Source organism: Escherichia sp. GZ89 (genome assembly GCF_019366485.1).
Classification (GTDB): Bacteria; Pseudomonadota; Gammaproteobacteria; order Enterobacterales; family Enterobacteriaceae; genus Escherichia; species Escherichia fergusonii.
Genome location: NZ_JAEOHX010000007.1, coordinates 178,809 through 199,042, shown reverse-complemented (window position 1 = coordinate 199,042; position 20,234 = coordinate 178,809). Strand labels below are relative to the sequence as shown.

Annotated in this window: 16 protein-coding genes and 1 pseudogene; 7 read left to right on the top strand and 10 right to left on the bottom strand. The window is 53.7% G+C overall.

Going from position 1 to position 20,234, the window contains the following annotated elements; all coding sequences use genetic code 11:
* Positions 1–2 precede the first annotated feature (2 nt).
* Genes entA through entC form a run of 4 tightly spaced genes read right to left on the bottom strand, consistent with a single transcriptional unit; the run spans position 3 to position 4,415 of the window.
* Complete coding sequence (gene entA, locus K0335_RS13470; protein ID WP_000347659.1) at positions 3–749, bottom strand: 2,3-dihydro-2,3-dihydroxybenzoate dehydrogenase EntA; 747 nt, start codon at positions 747–749, stop codon at positions 3–5.
* Positions 749–1,606, bottom strand: a complete 858-nt coding sequence (gene entB, locus K0335_RS13465) for an enterobactin biosynthesis bifunctional isochorismatase/aryl carrier protein EntB (RefSeq protein ID WP_104919341.1) — start codon at positions 1,604–1,606, stop codon at positions 749–751. The genes entA and entB overlap by 1 nt, the downstream gene beginning before the upstream one ends.
* 13 nt (positions 1,607–1,619) lie before the next feature.
* Entirely contained in the window at positions 1,620–3,230 is a 1,611-nt protein-coding gene (gene entE / locus K0335_RS13460) for a (2,3-dihydroxybenzoyl)adenylate synthase EntE (RefSeq protein WP_104919340.1), read from the bottom strand.
* A 9-nt stretch (positions 3,231–3,239) separates the two neighbouring features.
* On the bottom strand, positions 3,240–4,415 hold the full coding sequence (gene entC / locus K0335_RS13455; protein ID WP_046076554.1) for an isochorismate synthase EntC: 1,176 nt from the start codon (positions 4,413–4,415) through the stop codon (positions 3,240–3,242).
* Positions 4,416–4,603: 188 nt separating this feature from the next.
* Here entC and fepB point away from each other — a divergent pair, with 188 nt between their 5' ends.
* On the top strand, positions 4,604–5,560 hold the full coding sequence (fepB, locus tag K0335_RS13450) for a Fe2+-enterobactin ABC transporter substrate-binding protein (protein WP_104919339.1): 957 nt from the start codon (positions 4,604–4,606) through the stop codon (positions 5,558–5,560).
* Between the two features lie 3 nt (positions 5,561–5,563).
* Here the strand turns inward: fepB and entS are convergent, their stop codons facing one another.
* Positions 5,564–6,814, bottom strand: coding sequence for an enterobactin transporter EntS (entS, locus tag K0335_RS13445; RefSeq protein ID WP_175214770.1), 1,251 nt, complete (start codon positions 6,812–6,814; stop codon positions 5,564–5,566).
* 110 nt (positions 6,815–6,924) lie between these two features.
* On the opposite strand from entS, the gene fepD reads away from it, so the two are divergent.
* The 3 genes from fepD to fepC are packed head-to-tail and all read left to right on the top strand — an operon-like array spanning position 6,925 to position 9,715.
* Complete coding sequence (gene fepD, locus K0335_RS13440; protein WP_001295314.1) at positions 6,925–7,929, top strand: Fe(3+)-siderophore ABC transporter permease; 1,005 nt, start codon at positions 6,925–6,927, stop codon at positions 7,927–7,929.
* Positions 7,926–8,918 carry an iron-enterobactin ABC transporter permease gene (gene fepG, locus K0335_RS13435; protein WP_000640921.1) on the top strand — a complete coding sequence of 331 codons (993 nt, stop codon included), beginning with the start codon at positions 7,926–7,928 and terminating at the stop codon, positions 8,916–8,918. The genes fepD and fepG overlap by 4 nt, the downstream gene beginning before the upstream one ends.
* On the top strand, positions 8,915–9,715 hold the full coding sequence (gene fepC / locus K0335_RS13430) for an iron-enterobactin ABC transporter ATP-binding protein (RefSeq protein WP_000140651.1): 801 nt from the start codon (positions 8,915–8,917) through the stop codon (positions 9,713–9,715). Before fepG ends, fepC begins: the two co-directional genes overlap by 4 nt.
* Positions 9,716–9,749: 34 nt before the next feature.
* On the opposite strand, the gene wzz(fepE) is transcribed toward fepC, so the two are convergent.
* The 4 genes from wzz(fepE) to fes all read right to left on the bottom strand — a co-directional run bounded on the left by wzz(fepE) (position 9,750) and on the right by fes (position 16,436).
* On the bottom strand, positions 9,750–10,889 hold the full coding sequence (wzz(fepE), locus tag K0335_RS13425; RefSeq protein WP_219393864.1) for an LPS O-antigen length regulator Wzz(fepE): 1,140 nt from the start codon (positions 10,887–10,889) through the stop codon (positions 9,750–9,752).
* Positions 10,890–11,134: 245 nt separating this feature from the next.
* Positions 11,135–15,016: an enterobactin non-ribosomal peptide synthetase EntF gene (gene entF / locus K0335_RS13420; protein WP_104919337.1), complete on the bottom strand. Its 3,882-nt coding sequence runs from the start codon at positions 15,014–15,016 to the stop codon at positions 11,135–11,137.
* On the bottom strand, positions 15,013–15,231 hold the full coding sequence (locus tag K0335_RS13415; protein WP_000885808.1) for an MbtH family protein: 219 nt from the start codon (positions 15,229–15,231) through the stop codon (positions 15,013–15,015). Before K0335_RS13415 ends, entF begins: the two co-directional genes overlap by 4 nt.
* 2 nt (positions 15,232–15,233) lie before the next feature.
* Positions 15,234–16,436, bottom strand: a complete 1,203-nt coding sequence (fes, locus tag K0335_RS13410) for an enterochelin esterase (RefSeq protein WP_104919336.1) — start codon at positions 16,434–16,436, stop codon at positions 15,234–15,236.
* Positions 16,437–16,678: 242 nt separating this feature from the next.
* Here fes and fepA point away from each other — a divergent pair, with 242 nt between their 5' ends.
* Positions 16,679–18,919 (top strand): siderophore enterobactin receptor FepA, encoded by a 2,241-nt coding sequence (gene fepA, locus K0335_RS13405; protein WP_001034938.1) that lies wholly within the window; start codon positions 16,679–16,681, stop codon positions 18,917–18,919.
* Between the two features lie 49 nt (positions 18,920–18,968).
* Positions 18,969–19,589, top strand: a complete 621-nt coding sequence (gene entD / locus K0335_RS13400; protein WP_160194174.1) for an enterobactin synthase subunit EntD — start codon at positions 18,969–18,971, stop codon at positions 19,587–19,589.
* A 123-nt stretch (positions 19,590–19,712) separates the two neighbouring features.
* On the opposite strand, the gene hokE is transcribed toward entD, so the two are convergent.
* Positions 19,713–19,865, bottom strand: a complete 153-nt coding sequence (gene hokE, locus K0335_RS13395) for a type I toxin-antitoxin system toxin HokE (protein WP_000956467.1) — start codon at positions 19,863–19,865, stop codon at positions 19,713–19,715.
* On the opposite strand from hokE, the pseudogene K0335_RS22625 reads away from it, so the two are divergent.
* A pseudogene (locus tag K0335_RS22625) lies at positions 19,834–20,092 on the top strand (hypothetical protein). The gene hokE and the pseudogene K0335_RS22625 overlap by 32 nt on opposite strands.
* Positions 20,093–20,234 lie beyond the last annotated feature (142 nt).

Sequence of the window (20,234 nt, the reverse complement as noted above, 5' to 3'; positions counted from 1 at the left end):
GCTTATGCCCCCAGTGTTGAGCCGCCATCTACCACAATATCCTGTAGGGTGATATGGCTGGCGAGGTCAGAGGCGAGGAACAAAATCGTGTTGGCGATCTCTTGTGGACGGGCGATTTTCCCCAGTGGAATGCCGAGTTTAAACTGCTCGCCAAAGCCGCGAATACGCTGCTCTTCGGCGTCATCACTCACCCACAGCGTGCGTTGCATATCGGTGTCGGTGGACCCCGGGGAAACCACATTACAGCGTACACCGCTACCCGCCAGTTCCAGCCCGACGCTCAACGCCAGGCTTTTCAGCGCCGCTTTCGACGCACCGTAAGCACTCATACCAATACGCGGTGTGTGTGCGGCGTCGGACGCCACAGTAACAATCGCCCCGCCCCGCTGACGACGAAACTGGTTCATGGTCTGCTGGAACAGGTTAAACGCACCGCCGACGTTAACCGCAAAAGTCTGCTGCCAGTCCTCCTTGCTGAGCTGATCGGTCGCGCCCATGCGCAAAATTCCCGCCGCATTGACCAGCACGTCCAGTCGCTCCGTTTGTGCTAACAGTCGCTGACACACTTGCGCCACCTGCGCAGCGTCGGCTACATCCATTACTTCGGTCGCAAAAGGATATTGCTCCTGAGTGAACGCTTGATCAAAACCGGTAACTTTCGCCCCCGCCTCAACAAATGCCAGCGCCGTGGCGTAGCCGATACCTTTCCCCGCGCCGGTGACCCAGACATTTTTACCGCTGAAATCCATTATTTCACCTCGCGGGAGAGTAGCTTCCACCAGGCGTCGATGGTCGGGTTTTTCGCCAGCATGACAAAGTCGATATCGCCATGCACTTTGCGCCAGCGCGCCGCCAGCGCCATCATGCGCACCGAATCCAGACCGTAGTCGATCAGGTTGTCGTCATCGAACGGTTCATCGGACTCGTCCAGCAACGGCAGGATAACCTCACGCAGCGCCGCTTTGCTGGCGGGGACAGGTGCTGGCAGTAATTCTTCAGTCATCACCACCCGGCCAGACCGTCCGGCCACATATTTCAGCGACATCAAATGCTCGTCACGGCTGAAATCGGCCAGCGCATCTGCCACCATAAACGGTTTAATATCGCGCATAAATGCGTCGGTTGCGGTGGTCATACAGCCAATGTGGGCGTACACCCCGGTAATAATCAGCTGGTTACGTCCACTCTCTTTGAGCATTTGCTCCAGCGGAGAACGATGAAACGCACTGTAGCGCCACTTCACCAACACCGTGTCGTCAGCATCTGGCGTCAGGCGATCCACCACCTTTTGCTGTTCCGGTGAACGGGTCAGGCCCGGCCCCCACATATCATTCAACAGCGCCCGATCTTCATCGCTCTGCTCTTTCGGCTGGGCGGTGTAATAAACCGGGATATTGTGCTGTTTGCAGTAGTCGCGTAGTGCCGCAATATTAGCGATCACCTGCTCCATCATCGGACAGTTCTCGCCCCAGAAGCTAACAAAATAGTCCTGCATATCATGGATTAACAACGCGGCACGTTGCGGCTCAAAGGCCCAGTTGACTTTATTGTGCGGAATATCGTGAGACTCCGGCAGTGCGTAAGCCTGTAATTTTGGAATAGCCATCGTGTTCTCTCCTTCAGGCTGATGTGCGTGACGCCAGCCACTGACGTAATTGTTTTTTATCGACTTTCCCGACCGCCGTCAGCGGAAGTGAATCTACGCACTCCACGCGATCAGGTAATTTAAATTCGGCAATACCCTGTTCACGCAGGAAACGACGTACCTGTACCGCACGCTGTGGTTCTTTTACCACCAGATAAGCACAGCTTTTTTCGCCCATCAGCTCATCTTCCATACTCACCAGGGCGGCGTAGATCACCGCCGGATGGCGCAGTAACAGGTTTTCGATCTCTTCGGCAGCGATCTTCTCGCCGCCACGGTTGATCTGATCTTTCTCGCGCCCCTGCACGGTGATGTACCCCTCTGGATCAATAGAGATCAGATCGCCGGAACAGTAAAAACCGTTGGCATCAAAGGCGCTGGCATTGTGCTGTGGACTTTTGTAATAGCCGCGGAAGGTGTACGGCCCGCGCGTCATCAGGCGTCCAACTTCCCCTTGCGGCAGTGGATTTCCGTCAGTATCGGCAACCCACACTTCATCATCCGGACACATTGGATAGCCCTGGGTATGGATAATTTTCTCCGCGCTATCATCAAGACGGGTGTAGTTCACCAGCCCTTCCGCCATGCCGAATACCTGCTGTAACTGGCAGCCAATCTCTGCGGGAATACGCGCCGCAAGCGTGGCAGAAAGACGTGCGCCACCGACCTGTAACAGTTTCAGCGAGGCAAGCTGCGCCCGGCTTTCACCTTCGGTCAGCGCCTGTAACCACAGGCTGACTGCTGGTGGCACCAGCGCGGTGACGTTCACCTGATGTTTTTCAATCAATGGGAAGCAAAGCGTGGCGCTGGGGTCGGCAGCCAGAACGACAGTGCCGCCAGCGAGAAATACCCCCAACGATCCCGGTGAACTCATGGCGTAGTTATGAGCCGCCGGGATCGCGCACAGGTAGCGCGTCTGTTGTGTGAACTGACAAATCTCGACGCTACGACGCACGCTGTAGTAGTAGTCGTTATGAGTGCGCGGGATCAGTTTCGGAGTGCCGGTGGTGCCGCCGGAAAGCTGAAAATAGGCCACTTCATCGGCAGGTGACGGTGTGGCAGTAAAATCCTCTGCCGGATGGTTAATCGCATCCTGCAAGTTATGCTCACCGCTGTCGTTCAGCAGCTGCACCACGCGAATGGAGGAGTGCTCTGCAACAAATGTATTGAGGAAATCATCCCCGCTAAACAGCGCATGTTGGCGATCGGCAATCAGTAACACCGGTTTAATCTGGCTGGCGTATGCGTTCATTTCACTACGCTGATGACTGAACAGCGCCAGCACCGGTGCAACGCCCAGTTTTAACAGCGCAAAAAAGGTAATATACAATTCAGCGACGTTACCCAGTTGTACCAGTGCGGTTTCACCGGGTTTAATGCCCTGACGACGCAAGCTACAGGCGAGATTATCCGCCGCCTGATTCAGTTCCCGGTAACTCAACTGACGCTCGCCGTCGATGACCGCGATGCTGTCGCTTGTGGCATGACGGGTCAGAATGTCGGTCAGCGGCAAATCCTGCCAGTAGCCTTTTTCCCGATAGCGACGGGCAAACTCTTCCGGCCAGCGGGTGAATGGAATGCTCATCCTCGCTCCTTAATGCAATCCAAAAACGTTCAACATGGTAGAAAGTTTGACGCCCGTTTCGCGCCATTCACCCAACGGTGAGGACGCAGGCACAATCCCCGCTCCGGCAAACAGACGCACCTGATTTTCCCGCAGCTTCGCGCAGCGGATGGTCACCACCCACTCGCCGTTACCTTCGCTGTCACACCAACCCACAATGCCGCCAAACAGTTCGCGGTCGAACGGTTCCAGCTCAGCAATCACCTGGGTCGCGGCCTGATGCGGGAAACCGCTCAGCGCGGGGGTCGGATGCAGCAGACAGGCCAGAGTCAGTGCGTTTTCTTGCGAATTCGCTTTGCCTTCAAAGGGTGTTGCGAGATGCCACAGCGTCGGCGTGGTGATCAATTGTGGGGAGGATGGAACGTGTAACTCACTACTGCGTTCGCGCAGTACCTCTTTCATCGCCTGAGTCACCAGTTCATGTTCATGGCGATCTTTTTCTGACGCCAACAGACGATTACCCGCTTCGCGATCAAGCACGTCATCCGGCTGACGACGCGCGGAACCGGCTAACGGAATCGAGCTAAAACGCTCGCCGTCTTTACGTAGCAGCAGTTCCGGGCTGGCTCCCAGCAGGACGCCACCATCAGCTAACGGCACATGGAAGTTGTAACTAACCGGGTTTTGCGCAATCAACCGTTCCAGCAATACGCCACTATCAATGGCGGCGTCAGTGGTGATATCAATCAACCGTGACAACACCACTTTGTCGACTTGCGGCGTGGCGGTAAGTGCGGCGGCGCGGGCAACCATCTGTTCAAACGTAGCTTGTTCAGGAATTGCCTGACGTTCCACCACGTTCAGCGACTGGCTGCGGGTGAAACGGCGGGCTGAAGTCTGTTTTTCCAGCCGGGAGAACGACTGCCAGGATTCGGGAATATACAGCGACGAAGGCTGACGTGGATCGAAGGGAATCGCCCCCACCATCACCGGATTTTTAATGCCCTGCGCTTTGGCATCGGCAAACAGCGCGGCGAGTTTTTGCTGGAAGGGACTGTCTGGCGAATCCCCGTTCACAGCTGGTTCATCGAAGCGGGCGAAACATCCTGACGTCGTAAAACTGCGGTACGGCGACATAAAGAAAAAGCGATTGGGCGCAAGTGTTGCCATGGTCTGCTGTACTTCCTCAGCCAGTGACGTATCCATATCATCCTCCACAAAATGATAAAGGCTTTAATAATGATTATCATTTATATTTTCGGTCGCTAACCTAAAAGCAAACGAGCACTATGTCAACTCTTGAGGTAACGCAATCTGCAAGTCGGGGTTGCATCTGCTTGTGGTTACAATGAAAATGAGAAGCATTAACTTCATTAATAACAGGAAGCTGATTTGTGAGACTCGCCCCGCTCTACCGCAACGCCCTTCTTTTAGCAGGACTTTTGCTTTCAGGAATATCCGCAGTTCAGGCTGCCGACTGGCCGCGTCAGATTACTGACAGTCGTGGTACTCATACCCTGGAAAGCCAGCCGCAACGTATTGTTTCCACCAGCGTCACCCTGACCGGCTCGCTGCTGGCGATTGATGCACCAGTGATCGCCAGCGGCGCGACCACGCCGAATAACCGCGTAGCGGATGACCAGGGTTTTTTACGCCAGTGGAGCAAGGTAGCGAAAGAACGCAAACTGCAACGTCTCTATATCGGCGAACCGAACGCCGAAGCAGTAGCCGCACAAATGCCAGATCTGATTTTAATTAGCGCGACCGGCGGCGATTCAGCGCTGGCGCTATACGATCAGCTTTCCACTATCGCACCAACGTTAATCATCAATTACGACGATAAAAGCTGGCAGTCGCTGTTAACGCAACTTGGCGAAATTACCGGGCATGAGAAACAAGCGGCAGAGCGGATTGCGCAGTTTGATAAGCAACTGACGGCGGCGAAAGAGCAAATCAAATTACCGCCGCAGCCGGTCACTGCCATTGTCTATACCGCCGCCGCGCACAGTGCCAATCTCTGGACAGCTGAATCAGCACAAGGGCAGATGCTGGAACAACTCGGCTTTACGCTGGCCAGGTTGCCCGCAGGCTTAAACGCCAGCCAAAGCCAGGGCAAACGCCATGACATCATTCAGCTTGGTGGGGAAAATCTGGCGGCAGGGTTAAATGGCGAGTCGCTATTCCTGTTCGCCGGTGATCAGAAAGACGCCGATGCGATTTATGCCAATCCACTGCTCGCGCACCTGCCTGCAGTACAAAACAAGCAGGTTTATGCGCTGGGAACCGAGACGTTCCGACTGGATTACTACAGCGCCATGCAAGTGCTGGAACGGCTTAAGGCGCTGTTTTAAGCATTAACTGTCGGACGCTGTCACCTGCGGCGGCGTCTGGCGAAAACGCCGCAACTCCACCAGCACCAGCAATAACAACACGCCGATAATCAACAAACCAAAACCGTTCGCGCTTGCGGAGGCTACCGGCGTCATCATCGCCCCCAGACCGCCCAACAGCGCTGCGCCTATGGCATCACCCGTCACGTTTTGTGCCGTCCACAAACCGTTAATCCGCCCTAACATCGCTTCCGGGGTTTGCGTTTGCAGCATTGTGTATTGCAGCAATGAGCTAACCGCGCTCAGCCAGCCGAACAGCGCCAGGCAAACCACGCCTAAAATCCACATCGGCATCAGGCCAAACAAACCAATGGCGAGGAACGATCCCAGCGTGGAGAGCAGCATCAATAACCCTGGTCGCGCGCTATGTGCCAGCTTCCCGCTGGTTAACGCGCCAATAGCTGCACCGAGCGGGATCGCCGCATAGAGAAAACCAATCTGTGCCGCCGACATCTGCCAGTTGTCAGCCAGCGCCGGATACAGTACCCGTACCGCGCTCGCCATCGTCAATAATCCCCCCAGCAGTGCAATCCCTCCCACCAGCGGGCTGGCGAGCAGAAAACGAAATCCTGCCAGTAATGATTTCAACGGATGCTCACGCGGTTGCGGTGGCGGAGGTAGCGCCGGAAGGCTTAACAACGGTAGCAAGGTAATAAACGTGCCCGCCGCCGCCAGCCCGTAGTTCCAGGCTACGCCGCCAGTCGCCAGCAGTAAGCCGCCAATCATGGGCGAAATTACCGATCCCAGTCGCACGGTCAACATGGTGATTGCCCCGGCCTGCATTAAATTTTCACGCCCAACTAATGCCGGAGTCGCCGCCAGCAGCGCCGTAACGCCAAGTGACGCGAAAAAGCCATCCCATAATCCGAGTAAATAGATTGCCAGCAAAGACGGCTCCGGCAGTAACGCGTTCAGGCACAGACCAATGAAGCCAATGCCACAGGTGCCGCGCGCCAGCAAAATCACTTTTTTGCGCTCATAGCGATCCGCCAGCACACCGCCGACCATCAAACCGACAAACATCGCCCCGCCGGTCAGCGTCACCGAAAGCCCCACCTGCCAGGTAGAATGCGTCATCATCTGGATCTGCACCGGCACCGCGACGCCGAGCAAACCCAGAGAAACAATAGAGATAAAACGAGCGAGGAATACTGCGCGAAACGCCGGGTGCGTTTTCAACAGGCTGAGGTTAAGCAGCCAGGATTGTTTATTCATTACAATGCCTTGCCATCAAATATTTTAAATACCTATTCTTAGGCTGCACATGCTAACATATCCAAATAAGATCGATAACGATAATTAATTTCATTATCATGGAAGTTCGTATGTCTGGTTCTGTTGCCGTGACACGCGCCATTGCCGTGCCCGGATTGCTGTTATTACTGATTATCGCGACGGCATTAAGCCTGCTCATTGGGGCAAAATCACTCCCCGCTTCCGTAGTACTGGAGGCCCTCTCCGGCACCTGCCAGAGCGCCGACTGCACCATCGTGCTCGACGCGCGACTGCCGCGCACCCTTGCCGGTTTACTGGCAGGCGGCGCGCTTGGGCTTGCCGGGGCGTTAATGCAAACCCTCACCCGAAACCCACTTGCCGACCCCGGCTTGCTTGGCGTGAACGCCGGGGCCAGCTTTGCCATTGTGCTGGGCGCGGCGCTGTTTGGTTACTCATCCGCGCAGGAACAACTGGCGATGGCCTTCGCCGGGGCGCTGGTGGCCTCGTTGATTGTTGCCTTTACTGGCAGCCAGGGCGGTGGGCAGTTAAGTCCGGTGCGTTTAACTCTGGCGGGCGTGGCGCTGGCGGCAGTGCTGGAAGGGCTGACCAGCGGCATCGCCCTGCTTAATCCCGACGTCTACGATCAACTGCGTTTCTGGCAAGCCGGTTCGCTGGATATTCGTAATTTACACACCTTAAAAGTGGTGCTGATCCCGGTACTGATCGCCGGAGCAACTGCGCTATTACTGAGCCGCGCGCTGAACAGTTTAAGCCTTGGCAGTGACACCGCGACGGCGCTGGGCAGTCGCGTAGCACGCACGCAGTTGATTGGCCTACTGGCGATTACCGTGCTTTGTGGTAGTGCGACGGCGGTAGTTGGCCCGATTGCCTTTATTGGCCTGATGATGCCACATATGGCGCGCTGGCTGGTAGGTGCCGATCATCGCTGGTCGCTGCCCGTCACGCTGCTCGCCACACCTGCCCTGCTGCTGTTTGCCGATATTATCGGGCGGGTGATTGTTCCCGGCGAACTGCGCGTTTCTGTAGTCAGTGCCTTTATTGGCGCACCAGTGCTGATCTTCCTTGTACGACGTAAAACGCGAGGTGGCGCATGATTTACGTCTCTCGTCGATTAATTATCACCTGTCTGCTGTTGATAATAGCTTGTGTGATGGCAAGCGTGTGGGGATTACGTAGCGGTGCCGTCACGCTGGAAACCTCTCAGGTATTTGCCGCACTGATGGGTGACGCACCGCGCAGTATGACAATGGTTGTCACCGAATGGCGTTTACCGCGGGTACTAATGGCGCTGTTGATTGGTGCGGCACTGGGCGTCAGCGGTGCGATTTTTCAGTCGTTGATGCGTAACCCACTCGGCAGCCCTGACGTAATGGGCTTTAACACCGGAGCGTGGAGCGGCGTGCTGGTGGCGATGGTGCTGTTTGGTCAGGACCTGACGGCTATCGCGCTGGCAGCAATGGCGGGCGGCATTGTCACTTCACTGCTGGTCTGGCTGCTTGCCTGGCGTAACGGTATCGACACCTTTCGGTTGATTATTATCGGCATCGGTGTTCGCGCCATGCTGGTGGCCTTTAATACCTGGCTGTTGCTGAAAGCGTCATTAGAAACGGCGCTAACAGCGGGTTTGTGGAATGCCGGATCGCTCAATGGCCTGACGTGGGCAAAAACCTCGCCTTCCGCGCCCATCATTATATTGATGCTAATTGCCGCCGCCTTACTGGTAAGGCGGATGCGCTTGCTGGAGATGGGCGATGACACCGCGTGTGCGCTGGGCGTCAGTGTCGAACGTTCGCGTCTATTAATGATGCTGGTGGCGGTGGTGCTTACCGCTGCAGCAACGGCCCTTGCCGGACCGATTTCCTTTATTGCTTTAGTCGCGCCACACATTGCCCGCCGCATCAGCGGCACCGCTCGCTGGGGTCTAACCCAGGCAGCGCTGTGCGGTGCGCTGTTACTGCTGGCAGCCGATCTCTGTGCTCAACAACTGTTTATGCCGTATCAACTTCCGGTTGGCGTCGTTACCGTCAGCCTCGGCGGTATTTACCTTATCGTCTTGTTAATTCAGGAGTCTCGCAAAAAATGACCGAATCAGTAGCCCGTTTGCGCGGCGAACAGTTAACCCTCGGATATGGCAAATATACCGTTGCGGAAAATCTGACTGTAGAAATTCCTGATGGTCACTTCACAGCGATTATCGGGCCAAATGGCTGCGGTAAATCCACGTTACTGCGTACCTTAAGCCGCCTGATGACGCCTGCTCACGGGCATGTCTGGCTGGATGGCGAGCACATTCAACATTACGCCAGTAAAGAGGTCGCACGCCGGATTGGTTTACTGGCGCAAAACGCCACCACGCCGGGAGATATCACCGTGCAGGAGTTAGTAGCGCGCGGGCGTTACCCGCATCAACCGCTGTTTACCCGCTGGCGTAAAGAAGATGAAGAAGCGGTAACGAAAGCGATGCAGGCCACAGGAATAACTCATCTGGCAAATCAAAGCGTTGATACCCTCTCCGGTGGGCAACGTCAGCGAGCGTGGATCGCGATGGTGCTGGCCCAGGAAACGGCAATTATGCTGCTCGATGAACCAACGACCTGGCTGGATATCAGTCATCAGATTGATCTACTGGAACTGCTAAGCGAACTGAACCGCGAGAAAGGCTATACTCTGGCGGCGGTACTGCACGATCTTAATCAGGCCTGTCGTTACGCCAGCCATTTGATTGCATTACGTGAAGGGAAAATTGTCGCTCAGGGAGCACCGAAAGAGATTGTCACTGCTGAATTGATCGAGCGTATTTATGGTTTGCGTTGCATGATAATTGACGATCCGGTAGCCGGAACACCGCTCGTAGTGCCGCTCGGGAGAAATAAAAAATGAAAAAAGGGAGCGCATTACCGCTCCCCGGTTGTCATCACACTAACTGTTCATCTACCGTAATGGCTTTCTCCATCTTGCGAGAAAGCATGGCGTTACGCATCAGTACACTACCACAAGCAACCATTCCACCCACAAGCGCTGCCAGAATGGCAATAATCGCTCTCTCCGGACCATCTTTCTTCACCGGCAATGATGGTTTCATCTGATATTTAAACGGTGAAAATTTGACATCGCTAACATTCAGCTTTTTGAGTTGCTCTACGTAATACTGTCGATTACGCAAATCACCATTCAGTTCGGCTACGTCTGTAACGCCTTTTTCGATTTCCAGTTTACGCTGAATACCATCGGCACCGAGAGAAATTGAAAATTCTGGATCGTCTTTTACTGCCTGTCCGTTGCTATAAACTGGTTTTTTAATCCCGGCAGCGTTGGCAATGTCGAGCGAATAATTCAGTCGTTGAATATTTGCATCCAACTGATTGCGTATTTTCACACGATCCTGAGCCAGTTTTTCTTGCTCAAAACGAGTTTTAATTTCCAGTTTATTACGGATATTTTCCAGTGATTCTGTAACCACCAGATTGGAAATATACTGGATATAACCAGCCAGAACCTGCTGTGCCTCTTCTTTTGTTGGTGCAGTAAAGCTTAAACGCCAGGCAGTATAGAGCGCAGTTTCATCTTTCTTCTTGCTGGCATTCTCATCCACCGCTTTCATTTTCTCGCTGAGCGCAACAATAGCCCGGTGTAACTCCAGTTCATCAATTTCAGCCCCTTTCAGTTGATCCATAACATAAGGTGAGGAGCGGAGATAATCTTCCAGCAGTGTAGGAGATTGAAACTTCTTAATAAAAAGGTTAAATACGCTGCTACGATCAATACCAGCGTCGACATCCAGTACACGTAATTTGGTAAATGTTCTTTCCAGTTCCTGCCACTGCACGGCTTCTGCAGGAGTGACTACCGCTGCACTGGTCCATTTTTGTGGCAACAAAAAGGAAATTAATATTCCGGCACAAGCAAATGCAAAACTAATGGCAATAATTTGCTTCTTTGCCCGCCAAAGAACGTCAATAAGATGTAATAAATCTATTTCATTTCTGTCAGGCGAAGGTAATGCATAGCCGACGAAATCCGAGTCTTTTTCTCGATTTACATTTAATGATGGCATGTGTGAAACCTGAGGTTTGAGTCTATAAAAGCACAACGGTGAATATAATATTCTAACAGGATCTGAGAATTATCCGAAAGAACTCTTTCACTATTTTTACCCCAAAATGAGTAGCAAACTCAGCAACCCCAGCAATGGAGCAGGTCTCAGAGAAATTAATAACTCTTAAGAATAAAAAAACCATAATCATTTAGTCGGATTATGGTTTTCCGTGGGATTATTACAAATTCTTTATTAACGTACTGTTAGTTATTAATTGATGTCCTTATTAATGGTCCTATTTGTTTAAAATAACCAGGGGAAATAATATCCACATGCGCACAATCTAAACGATAAATATCCAGCTCGGCTATCCACGGCGACCAGGCCCGTTCGGGACTCATTCCTTCCTGAAGAGTACGTTCGGCAACAAACAGCGTCGCTTTGCCGTCAAACGGTACACTATGAGCAGTGGTCAACAAGCGCACTGCATCAGCGTAGTTGCCTTCAATGGTGGTAAACAGCTCCGTTGAAGTACTCCCCTGCTGTGCCGCCAGGAAGGCTTCACGTTCGCGGTTAATCTCCGCCAACACTTCCGGGTCCAGACCATTAGCTTCTTTTTCCTGCCAGTTCTGCGTTTCTGGCGGCCAGGTATCCAGCAAGCCAAGAAATGCTACCTGTTCGCCACAGGCACGCAGCCTTGCCGCTATTCCCTGCGCCAGCGTACCGCCCAGCGAATACCCCAGCAGGTAATAAGGACCGTGCGGTTGTTGTTCAAGTAACGTTGCCAGATGCGCTTCGCAGACTTCATCCAGGTTTGCCGCCGTCTGCATGGGGCCATGAGGGCGCGGAGACTGGATGCCAATAATCGACCATTGTGGATCGAGATAACGCGAGAGCACGCTAAACTGCCAGGCAAAACCAGATGCTGGATGGAAACAAAACAGCGTCGGGCCATTACCTTCACGCAACGGCAGGATGGTTTCAAATCCCATGCGCCGGGAGCTGTCTTCTTCACCATCAATAACCGTTGCCAGTTTGGCGACGGTTGACGCGACCATCACCTGCCCCGGCGTCATCTGACGGGCAAACTGTCGACTTAACTGCGCAGCCAGTTTCATTGCCAGTAGTGAATGACCGCCAAGCGCAAAGAAATCAGCATCGGCATCCTGCACGTCACAACCCAGCAATGACGAGAACGCCGCGGCGATAATCTTTTCACTGCCCGCTTTCGGCGCACGCCCCGGCGCTTGTGCCTTCAGTTCCGGCAACGGTAAGGCTTTGCGATCCAGCTTACCGTTGGCGCTAAGTGGTAACTGTGGCAGTTGCAGCAGAACCACGGGCACCATATGCGGTGGCAATTTTTCGCGAAGCTGCGCCTGCAATGTGCTGGTATCCAGTGGCAGGCCCGATTGCGACACCAGATAGCCCACCAGTTGACGCGCATCCCCTCCGGTGGCTGCCGCCTGATTAATCACACAAGCGTGGGTAACTGCTTGCTCGACATCCGGCAGCGCCTGCATCACACGATCGATTTCGCCCAGTTCAATCCGCTGACCACGAATTTTTAGCTGATCATCACTACGCCCGAGATACTCCACCGCGCCGTTATCCAGCCAGCGGGCAACATCTCCGGTACGGTACATCCGTTCACCTGGCGCGAAAGGATCGGCAATAAAGCGGCTGGCTGTCAGATCGGGTCGTCCAAGATACCCCTGCGCCAGTTGAATACCGGTGAGATAGAGATCTCCCGCCACACCCGGCGGCACCGGATGCATCATCGCATCGAGAATGCGCAGGCCCGTGTTCCACACCGGGTAGCCAATCGGCACACTGCTGCCGCGTACCGCTGCAAGTTCAGCACCAAAGGCTGGATACCAGCTCACATCCACCGCCGCTTCCGTCGGGCCATAAAGATTATGTAACGGCGCGCCAGTTAACTGCTGCCATTCGCGACATAAATCGGCTGGTAAGGCTTCTCCACTACAGAAAACCTGTTTCAACGTCGCGCAACTCTGGCGAGCGGTTTCCGGCGTCAACGAAGCAACAAACGCCGCCAGCATCGACGGTACAAAATGCGTGGTCGTTACGCCATATTCGGCAAAGAATTGTTGCATAGCGAGCGGATCGCGGTGCGCTTCCGGTTCAGCCATCACCAGTTTCGCCCCGGCAATAAACGGCCAGAAAAACTCCCACACCGAGACGTCAAAACTGCACGGCGTTTTTTGGGCAACGACATCTTCGCCTGTAAGCGGGTAGTGATTTTGCATCCATAACAGGCGGTTAACGATAGCCGTCTGCCCGACCATCACCCCTTTCGGCCTGCCGGTGGAACCGGAGGTAAAGATGATATAAGCCGTGTGGTGCGGTTGTGAAAGTTGCAGCGGCGCACTGCCCTGCGGTGTAAGCGGGGCGTTATAGCAAAGACTGGTTAAATTGGGGATATCACTAAAGCGCGGCAGTTGATCATCGGTGGTGATTAACAGCGACGGACACGCATCTTCCAGCATCATTTTCAGGCGATCGTCCGGATAGCCCGTATCCAGCGGTAGCCAGGCCGCACCTGCTTCAACTATCGCATGTAGCGCCATAGTCAAAAAGACCGAGCGCGGTAGTGCCACCGCTACGCTGTCGCCAGGTTTAACGCCGCGCTCACGCAGCAGATTCGCCAGCGCCACCACCTGCTCGCGCATTTCCCGATAGCTAAACTGGTAACGCGCATCTGCCAGCGCCGGAGCATCCGGTGTTTTTGCCGCTTGTTCTGCCACCAGCGCGCTCAGCGTAGTTTCTGGAATCTCAACCTGAGTGGCGTTGATCTGCGCCAGCTGTGCATACTCTTCTGGCAGCATAATATCGACATCGCCGCACAACCGCGCCGGATCCGCGGCAAACTGCGCCGTCAGCATTTTCAGCCGTTCAGCATGCTTGATTAGCGTTGGCTCATCGTAACGCTGTTTATTGGCGAGGATCTCAATACTCAAATCACCGTTTTCATCCGGGAAAAGGGCCAGTTCAAGGTCATTAACCGGACCGGTTGCCAGGGAATGGGTTTGCGCCTGTACCCCCGGAATATCTAACTGATAATCAAATACTTTAATATTGAGCACCGGACCGAACAGCGGTTCCTCTCCCGCCGCGCGCCCGCTGTCACGGACAATTTGTTCGGCATCGTAACGTTGATGACGACGCATTTTTTTCAGTTGTGCCGCTAGTCGGGCTGCCAGTTGAGGCAATGTTTCTTGTGCCTCAATGTGAATACCCAACGGCAACACGTTGAGCACAGGTCCGGTAGCCGTCAGCGCAGCTGAGCCCAGTCGACGCATAAAGATAAATCCGGCGGCATAGTCCATGTGGTTGCACAATCGCCCCAGCCACAAAGCCGCCAGCGCAAGGGCTATATCGGTACGTTGTACACCTGAAAGTTGCGTAGCCAACTGACGGAATTCCCCGCCGTTAAATTCCAGTTTCAGACGCAAAATATCTGCCGAGGCGCTGCGCCCCGGTAAAGGGGCTGGAGAAAGTGACGCGGGCGGTGGTAGTTGACGACGTTGCTCCGCCCAGAATGCCGCATCACGCTGCCAGGCTTCGCTTTCGCGATACTGCTGGTACTCTTCCACGACATCAGCGAAAGGCGTAAACGGCGAAGCCGGTGTTGGTTCGCCACGCATCCATGCACAGTAAATGTTGGCGATCTGGTGGGTAATGACCGGGAAACTGAAGCCATCGACCAGCAAATGGTGGTAACGCTGATACCAGTACCAGCGGTTATCTGCCACCTGTATCAGTTGATGAAAAACCAGAGGTTTACCGCTATCGACGCGCAGATCTTGTTGCAAATCCGCCTGCATTAATGCCTGCGCAGTACCGTGCGGATCAATGTTGGTTCGCAGGTCGATAATTTCTGGCAGTTCGAACGTCAGCGCATCATCGACCCATTGCCAGACTTCGCCGTTATCTTCCGTAAAACGCATCCGCAGCGTATCTGCTTGCGCTAATCCGGCAACCACCGCGCGAGCCAGTAATGGCGCATCAACCTCTCCGGTTAACTCAACGTAATGCGCCACGCTCCAGGCGGAGGGTAAATCCGACAGTTTTTCTGCCATCCAGATGCCGGGCTGTGCGGCAACTAAAGGTAAATGCTGGCTCATTGCGCCTCCTGCTGCTGGATGAAATTCGCCGGTGTCAGAGTACGCCAGTGGGCGTCCAGCCACTGCTGGCAGGACGCCTGTGACTGCGGCTGACACACAACATCCCAGCCTGCCGGTAAGGCGCACTGTTGCGGCCACAGACTGAATTGCCCCTGCGCATTGCGTAAAATGTAAAACACGCCCTGCGGATCATCGAAGGGATTACTGAATGCCATATTCAACTCCTGTCATGGAAAAGTGGTTGCCAGAGGTCGATTAGCCCCTGCATCAAGCCACCGCGCCAACAAAGCGCATCATGTCCGCCGTCAACCTGACGCCAGAAAATGGATTCTTTTAGGGGGGTTAATTGCGCATACAGCGCCTGATTGGCCCGCATGATCATCGGCTCGCGAATACCTGCTTCCAGCACAATGCGCAGACCTTCGGCGCTAACTTCACCAGCTTTGAGCTGTTCAAGTAACACGCCCTCTTGCTGCCCGCCCCGATGCGGCCACCAGTACGATCCCGACTGGCTTAATACACAGCCAAAGCGTTCAGGCCAGCGCAGTCCGGCATACAGCGCGGAAAGTCCACCAAAACTCTGCCCTGCGACCACGGTGCGATCGGCGCGATCGCTAAAGGGGGCGATAGTTTTCACCTGGGGTAATAACTCTTGCTGTACTGCCAGCCAGAAATCCGCATTACACGGCAGTTCGTGGGCACGTTGCGTGGTGTCGATAGCGTCGATCAACACGTACACGGCGGGAGGAAGTTGCTGACGATGGGTCAGAGAAGTCAGCGCAGGCCAGACGGGCATACTCTGCGCCCAAAATTCGCCATCAAGTAAAACTGCCAGCGGACGTTCTTCTGCTGTTGCATCGCCGGTGGTAAAAATCCATACACGGCGTGAATTTTTCAACCGTTCACTTTTCCAGATAATTTCTTTGGCAGGCGTTTCTGGCGCTTGCGGACAATCCCATCCCGGTTGCAGGGGCGCTTGCGGCATTTCGAGTGCAGAAACAGCGTGCCCTCGCCCGCCTTTCCAGCTTTGTGGATTTAGCGGATCGGCTATCGCCTGGGGTAATAGTTTTCGCCAGCCTTCGCGCAATTCGAGGCGATCAGGTGATGGTGCAGAAAAAATGTCATCACGTTCGGTAGGAATAAAACAGTAGCTGCCGCGCCAGTTGGCATTGAGTTGTGTCGTCCACTGCCAGACATCGGTCCCTGCAATTCGCTGCATCGACTGGGGCTGGCTGTTCTGATGGTGATCGGTCACGCCAGTGATATAGACCCATACGCGCTTTATCGTCGAGTGGTCTTCAGAACCTTGTGGATCACGCCACCAGAAAGTGACCTGATACATTTCGTCATTCAGACGCTGACATTCCGGGCCATGTTTCGACTGCCACCAGCTCTCACTTCCTACTTTTAACGCCGTCACACCATAACCCCATGTTTACTGTGCAATTTTTCATTGATTGCAGAAATATATTGATAATATTATTGATAACTATTTGCATTTGCAATAGCGTAATGGCGCGCCGTGGGAAGCGCGGACATTAATTAATCAACTGCACTGCGTGTCTTTCAGGATCAAAGGTTTTCGCGGTAGCGGGATACGTCGTATTGATGACGACTACGCCCGACAGTTGCAATTCGTGGCAAAAATGCAGGAATAAAACAATGAACAAGAAGATTCATTCCCTGGCCTTGTTGGTCAATCTGGGGATTTATGGGGTAGCGCAGGCACAAGAGCCAACCGATACTCCTGTTTCACATGACGATACTATTGTCGTTACCGCCGCCGAGCAGAACTTGCAGGCGCCTGGCGTTTCGACCATCACCGCAGATGAAATCCGCAAAAACCCGGTTGCCCGCGATGTGTCGGAGATCATTCGTACCATGCCTGGCGTTAACCTGACTGGTAACTCCACCAGTGGTCAGCGTGGTAATAACCGCCAGATTGATATTCGCGGCATGGGTCCGGAAAACACGCTGATTTTGATTGACGGTAAGCCTGTCAGCAGCCGTAACTCGGTGCGTCAGGGCTGGCGTGGCGAGCGTGATACCCGTGGTGATACCTCCTGGGTGCCGCCTGAAATGATTGAACGTATTGAAGTTCTGCGTGGTCCGGCAGCTGCGCGTTATGGCAACGGCGCGGCGGGCGGCGTGGTTAACATCATTACCAAAAAAGGCAGCGGCGAGTGGCACGGCTCCTGGGATGCTTATTTCAATGCGCCAGAACATAAAGAGGAAGGTGCCACCAAACGCACCAACTTTAGCTTGACCGGTCCGCTGGGCGACCAATTCAGCTTCCGTTTATATGGCAACCTCGACAAAACTCAGGCTGATGCGTGGGATATTAACCAGGGCCATCAGTCCGCGCGTGCCGGAACCTATGCCACGACGTTACCAGCCGGGCGCGAAGGGGTGATCAACAAAGATATCAATGGCGTGGTGCGTTGGGACTTCGCCCCTATGCAGTCACTCGAACTTGAAGCGGGCTACAGCCGCCAGGGTAACCTGTATGCGGGTGACACCCAGAACACCAACTCTGACGCTTACACTCGCTCTAAATATGGCGATGAAACCAACCGCCTGTATCGCCAGAACTACTCGCTGACCTGGAACGGTGGCTGGGATAACGGCGTGACCACCAGCAACTGGGTGCAGTACGAACACACCCGTAACTCGCGTATACCGGAAGGTTTGGCGGGCGGCACCGAAGGGAAATTTAACGAAAAAGCGACACAAGATTTCGTCGATATCGATCTTGATGACGTGATGTTGCACAGCGAAGTTAACCTGCCGATTGATTTCCTCGTTAACCAGACGCTGACGCTGGGGACTGAGTGGAATCAGCAGCGGATGAAGGACTTAAGTTCCAACACCCAGGCGCTGACCGGAACGAATACCGGCGGTGCTATTGATGGTGTAAGTGCCACTGACCGTAGCCCATATTCAAAGGCAGAAATTTTCTCGCTATTTGCCGAAAACAACATGGAGCTGACTGACAGCACCATCGTAACGCCGGGGCTGCGTTTCGATCATCACAGCATTGTCGGCAATAACTGGAGTCCAGCGCTGAATATATCGCAAGGTTTAGGCGATGACTTCACGCTGAAAATGGGCATCGCCCGTGCTTATAAAGCGCCGAGCCTGTACCAGACTAACCCGAACTACATTCTCTACAGTAAAGGTCAGGGCTGCTATGCCAGCGCGGGCGGCTGCTATTTGCAAGGTAATGATGACCTGAAAGCGGAAACCAGCATCAACAAAGAGATTGGTCTGGAGTTCAAACGCGACGGCTGGCTGGCGGGCGTCACCTGGTTCCGTAACGATTATCGCAATAAGATTGAAGCGGGCTATGTGGCTGTAGGGCAAAACGCAGTCGGCACCGATCTCTATCAGTGGGATAACGTGCCGAAAGCGGTGGTTGAAGGTCTGGAAGGATCGTTAAATGTGCCGGTTAGCGAAACGGTGATGTGGACCAATAACATCACTTATATGCTGAAGAGTGAAAACAAAACTACGGGCGACCGTTTATCGATCATCCCGGAATATACGTTGAACTCAACGCTGAGCTGGCAGGCACGGGAAGATTTGTCGATGCAAACGACCTTCACCTGGTACGGCAAGCAGCAGCCGAAGAAGTACAACTATAAAGGTCAGCCAGCGGTTGGACCGGAAACCAAAGAAATCAGTCCGTACAGCATTGTAGGCCTGAGCGCGACCTGGGATGTGACGAAGAATGTCAGTCTGACCGGCGGCGTGGACAACCTGTTCGACAAACGTTTGTGGCGTGCGGGTAATGCCCAGACCACGGGCGATCTGGCAGGAGCCAACTATATCGCGGGGGCCGGGGCGTATACCTATAACGAGCCGGGACGTACATGGTATATGAGCATTAATACGCACTTCTGATGCTAATGCTTCCTCCCCCGATATTTGGGGGAGGAATAATATAGTCGACATGAAAACTACGCATACCTCCCTCCCCTTTGCCGGACATACGCTGCATTTTGTTGAGTTTGATCCGGTGAGTTTTCGCGAGCAGGATTTACTCTGGCTGCCACACTACGCACAACTGCAACACGCTGGACGTAAACGTAAAACAGAGCATTTAGCCGGACGGATCGCTGCTGTTTACGCCTTGCGGGAATATGGCTATAAATGTGTGCCCGCAATCGGCGAGCTACGCCAACCTGTGTGGCCTGCGGAGGTATACGGCAGTATTAGCCACTGCGGGACTACGGCATTGGCCGTGGTATCCCGTCAACCCATTGGTATTGATATCGAAGAGATTTTCTCTGCACAAACCGCAAGAGAATTGACAGACAACATTATTACACCAGCAGAACACGAGCGACTCGCAGACTGCGGTTTAGCCTTTTCTCTGGCGCTGACACTGGCATTTTCCGCCAAAGAAAGCGCATTTAAAGCAAGTGAGAGGCAACCTGATGCAGGTTTTCTGAATTATCAAATAATTAACTGGAATAAACAGCGGATCATCCTTCGTCGAAAGGATGAAAAGTTTGTTGTGCACTGGCGGATAAAAGGAAAGCGAGTCATCACGCTGTGCCAACACGATTAATTGACAGGCGTCTGATACGAAATCGCCCGCAGCCATCACTGACCGCGGGCGAAAGTGTAAAGCAGGTGCCTTACCATCCTGACCTGACAACCGGATATGCGGGGATTACTCCCCGCACAACGGCTACTTCTTCGGTTCGTAAGCGAGAACAGCCCTGAACTCAATATTACGTTCCTTTACGGTGAACTCACACAGTGAGTCGCCGACCAGAAGCGTAAATCCCAGCACTGTCAAACACAGCACTATGACCGCCACAAGGGCATATTTCGTCAGCATGTTTATATTGCCTCCATGCGAAGAAGGGACTACCATCCAAATTGTCTGGTTTGGAGTGGCAGCCCCAGGGTTGATAGAAATATCTCCTGGGGCTTCATCTTTCCAGACCTCAGAGTTAACCTGAAACCAGAAAGCTTCAGGCACCCGCCGTTATCTTACCCTTCCTTAGCAAAATAGCTGTTTATTTATACAGCTGGTCTTATTTCGGACTTCTCACTATGCATTAGATCAACCGAAACTAAGCCAGTTTTTCCTTCGCCCCTCAATCGTCAAAATTCTCCGCCGCCAGCCAGCTCTGCCGTAACTTGGCACATTGCAAAAGTAGCCAAATTGCTTCAGTAGCAATCAGTTCACCATCACCAAAAAAAA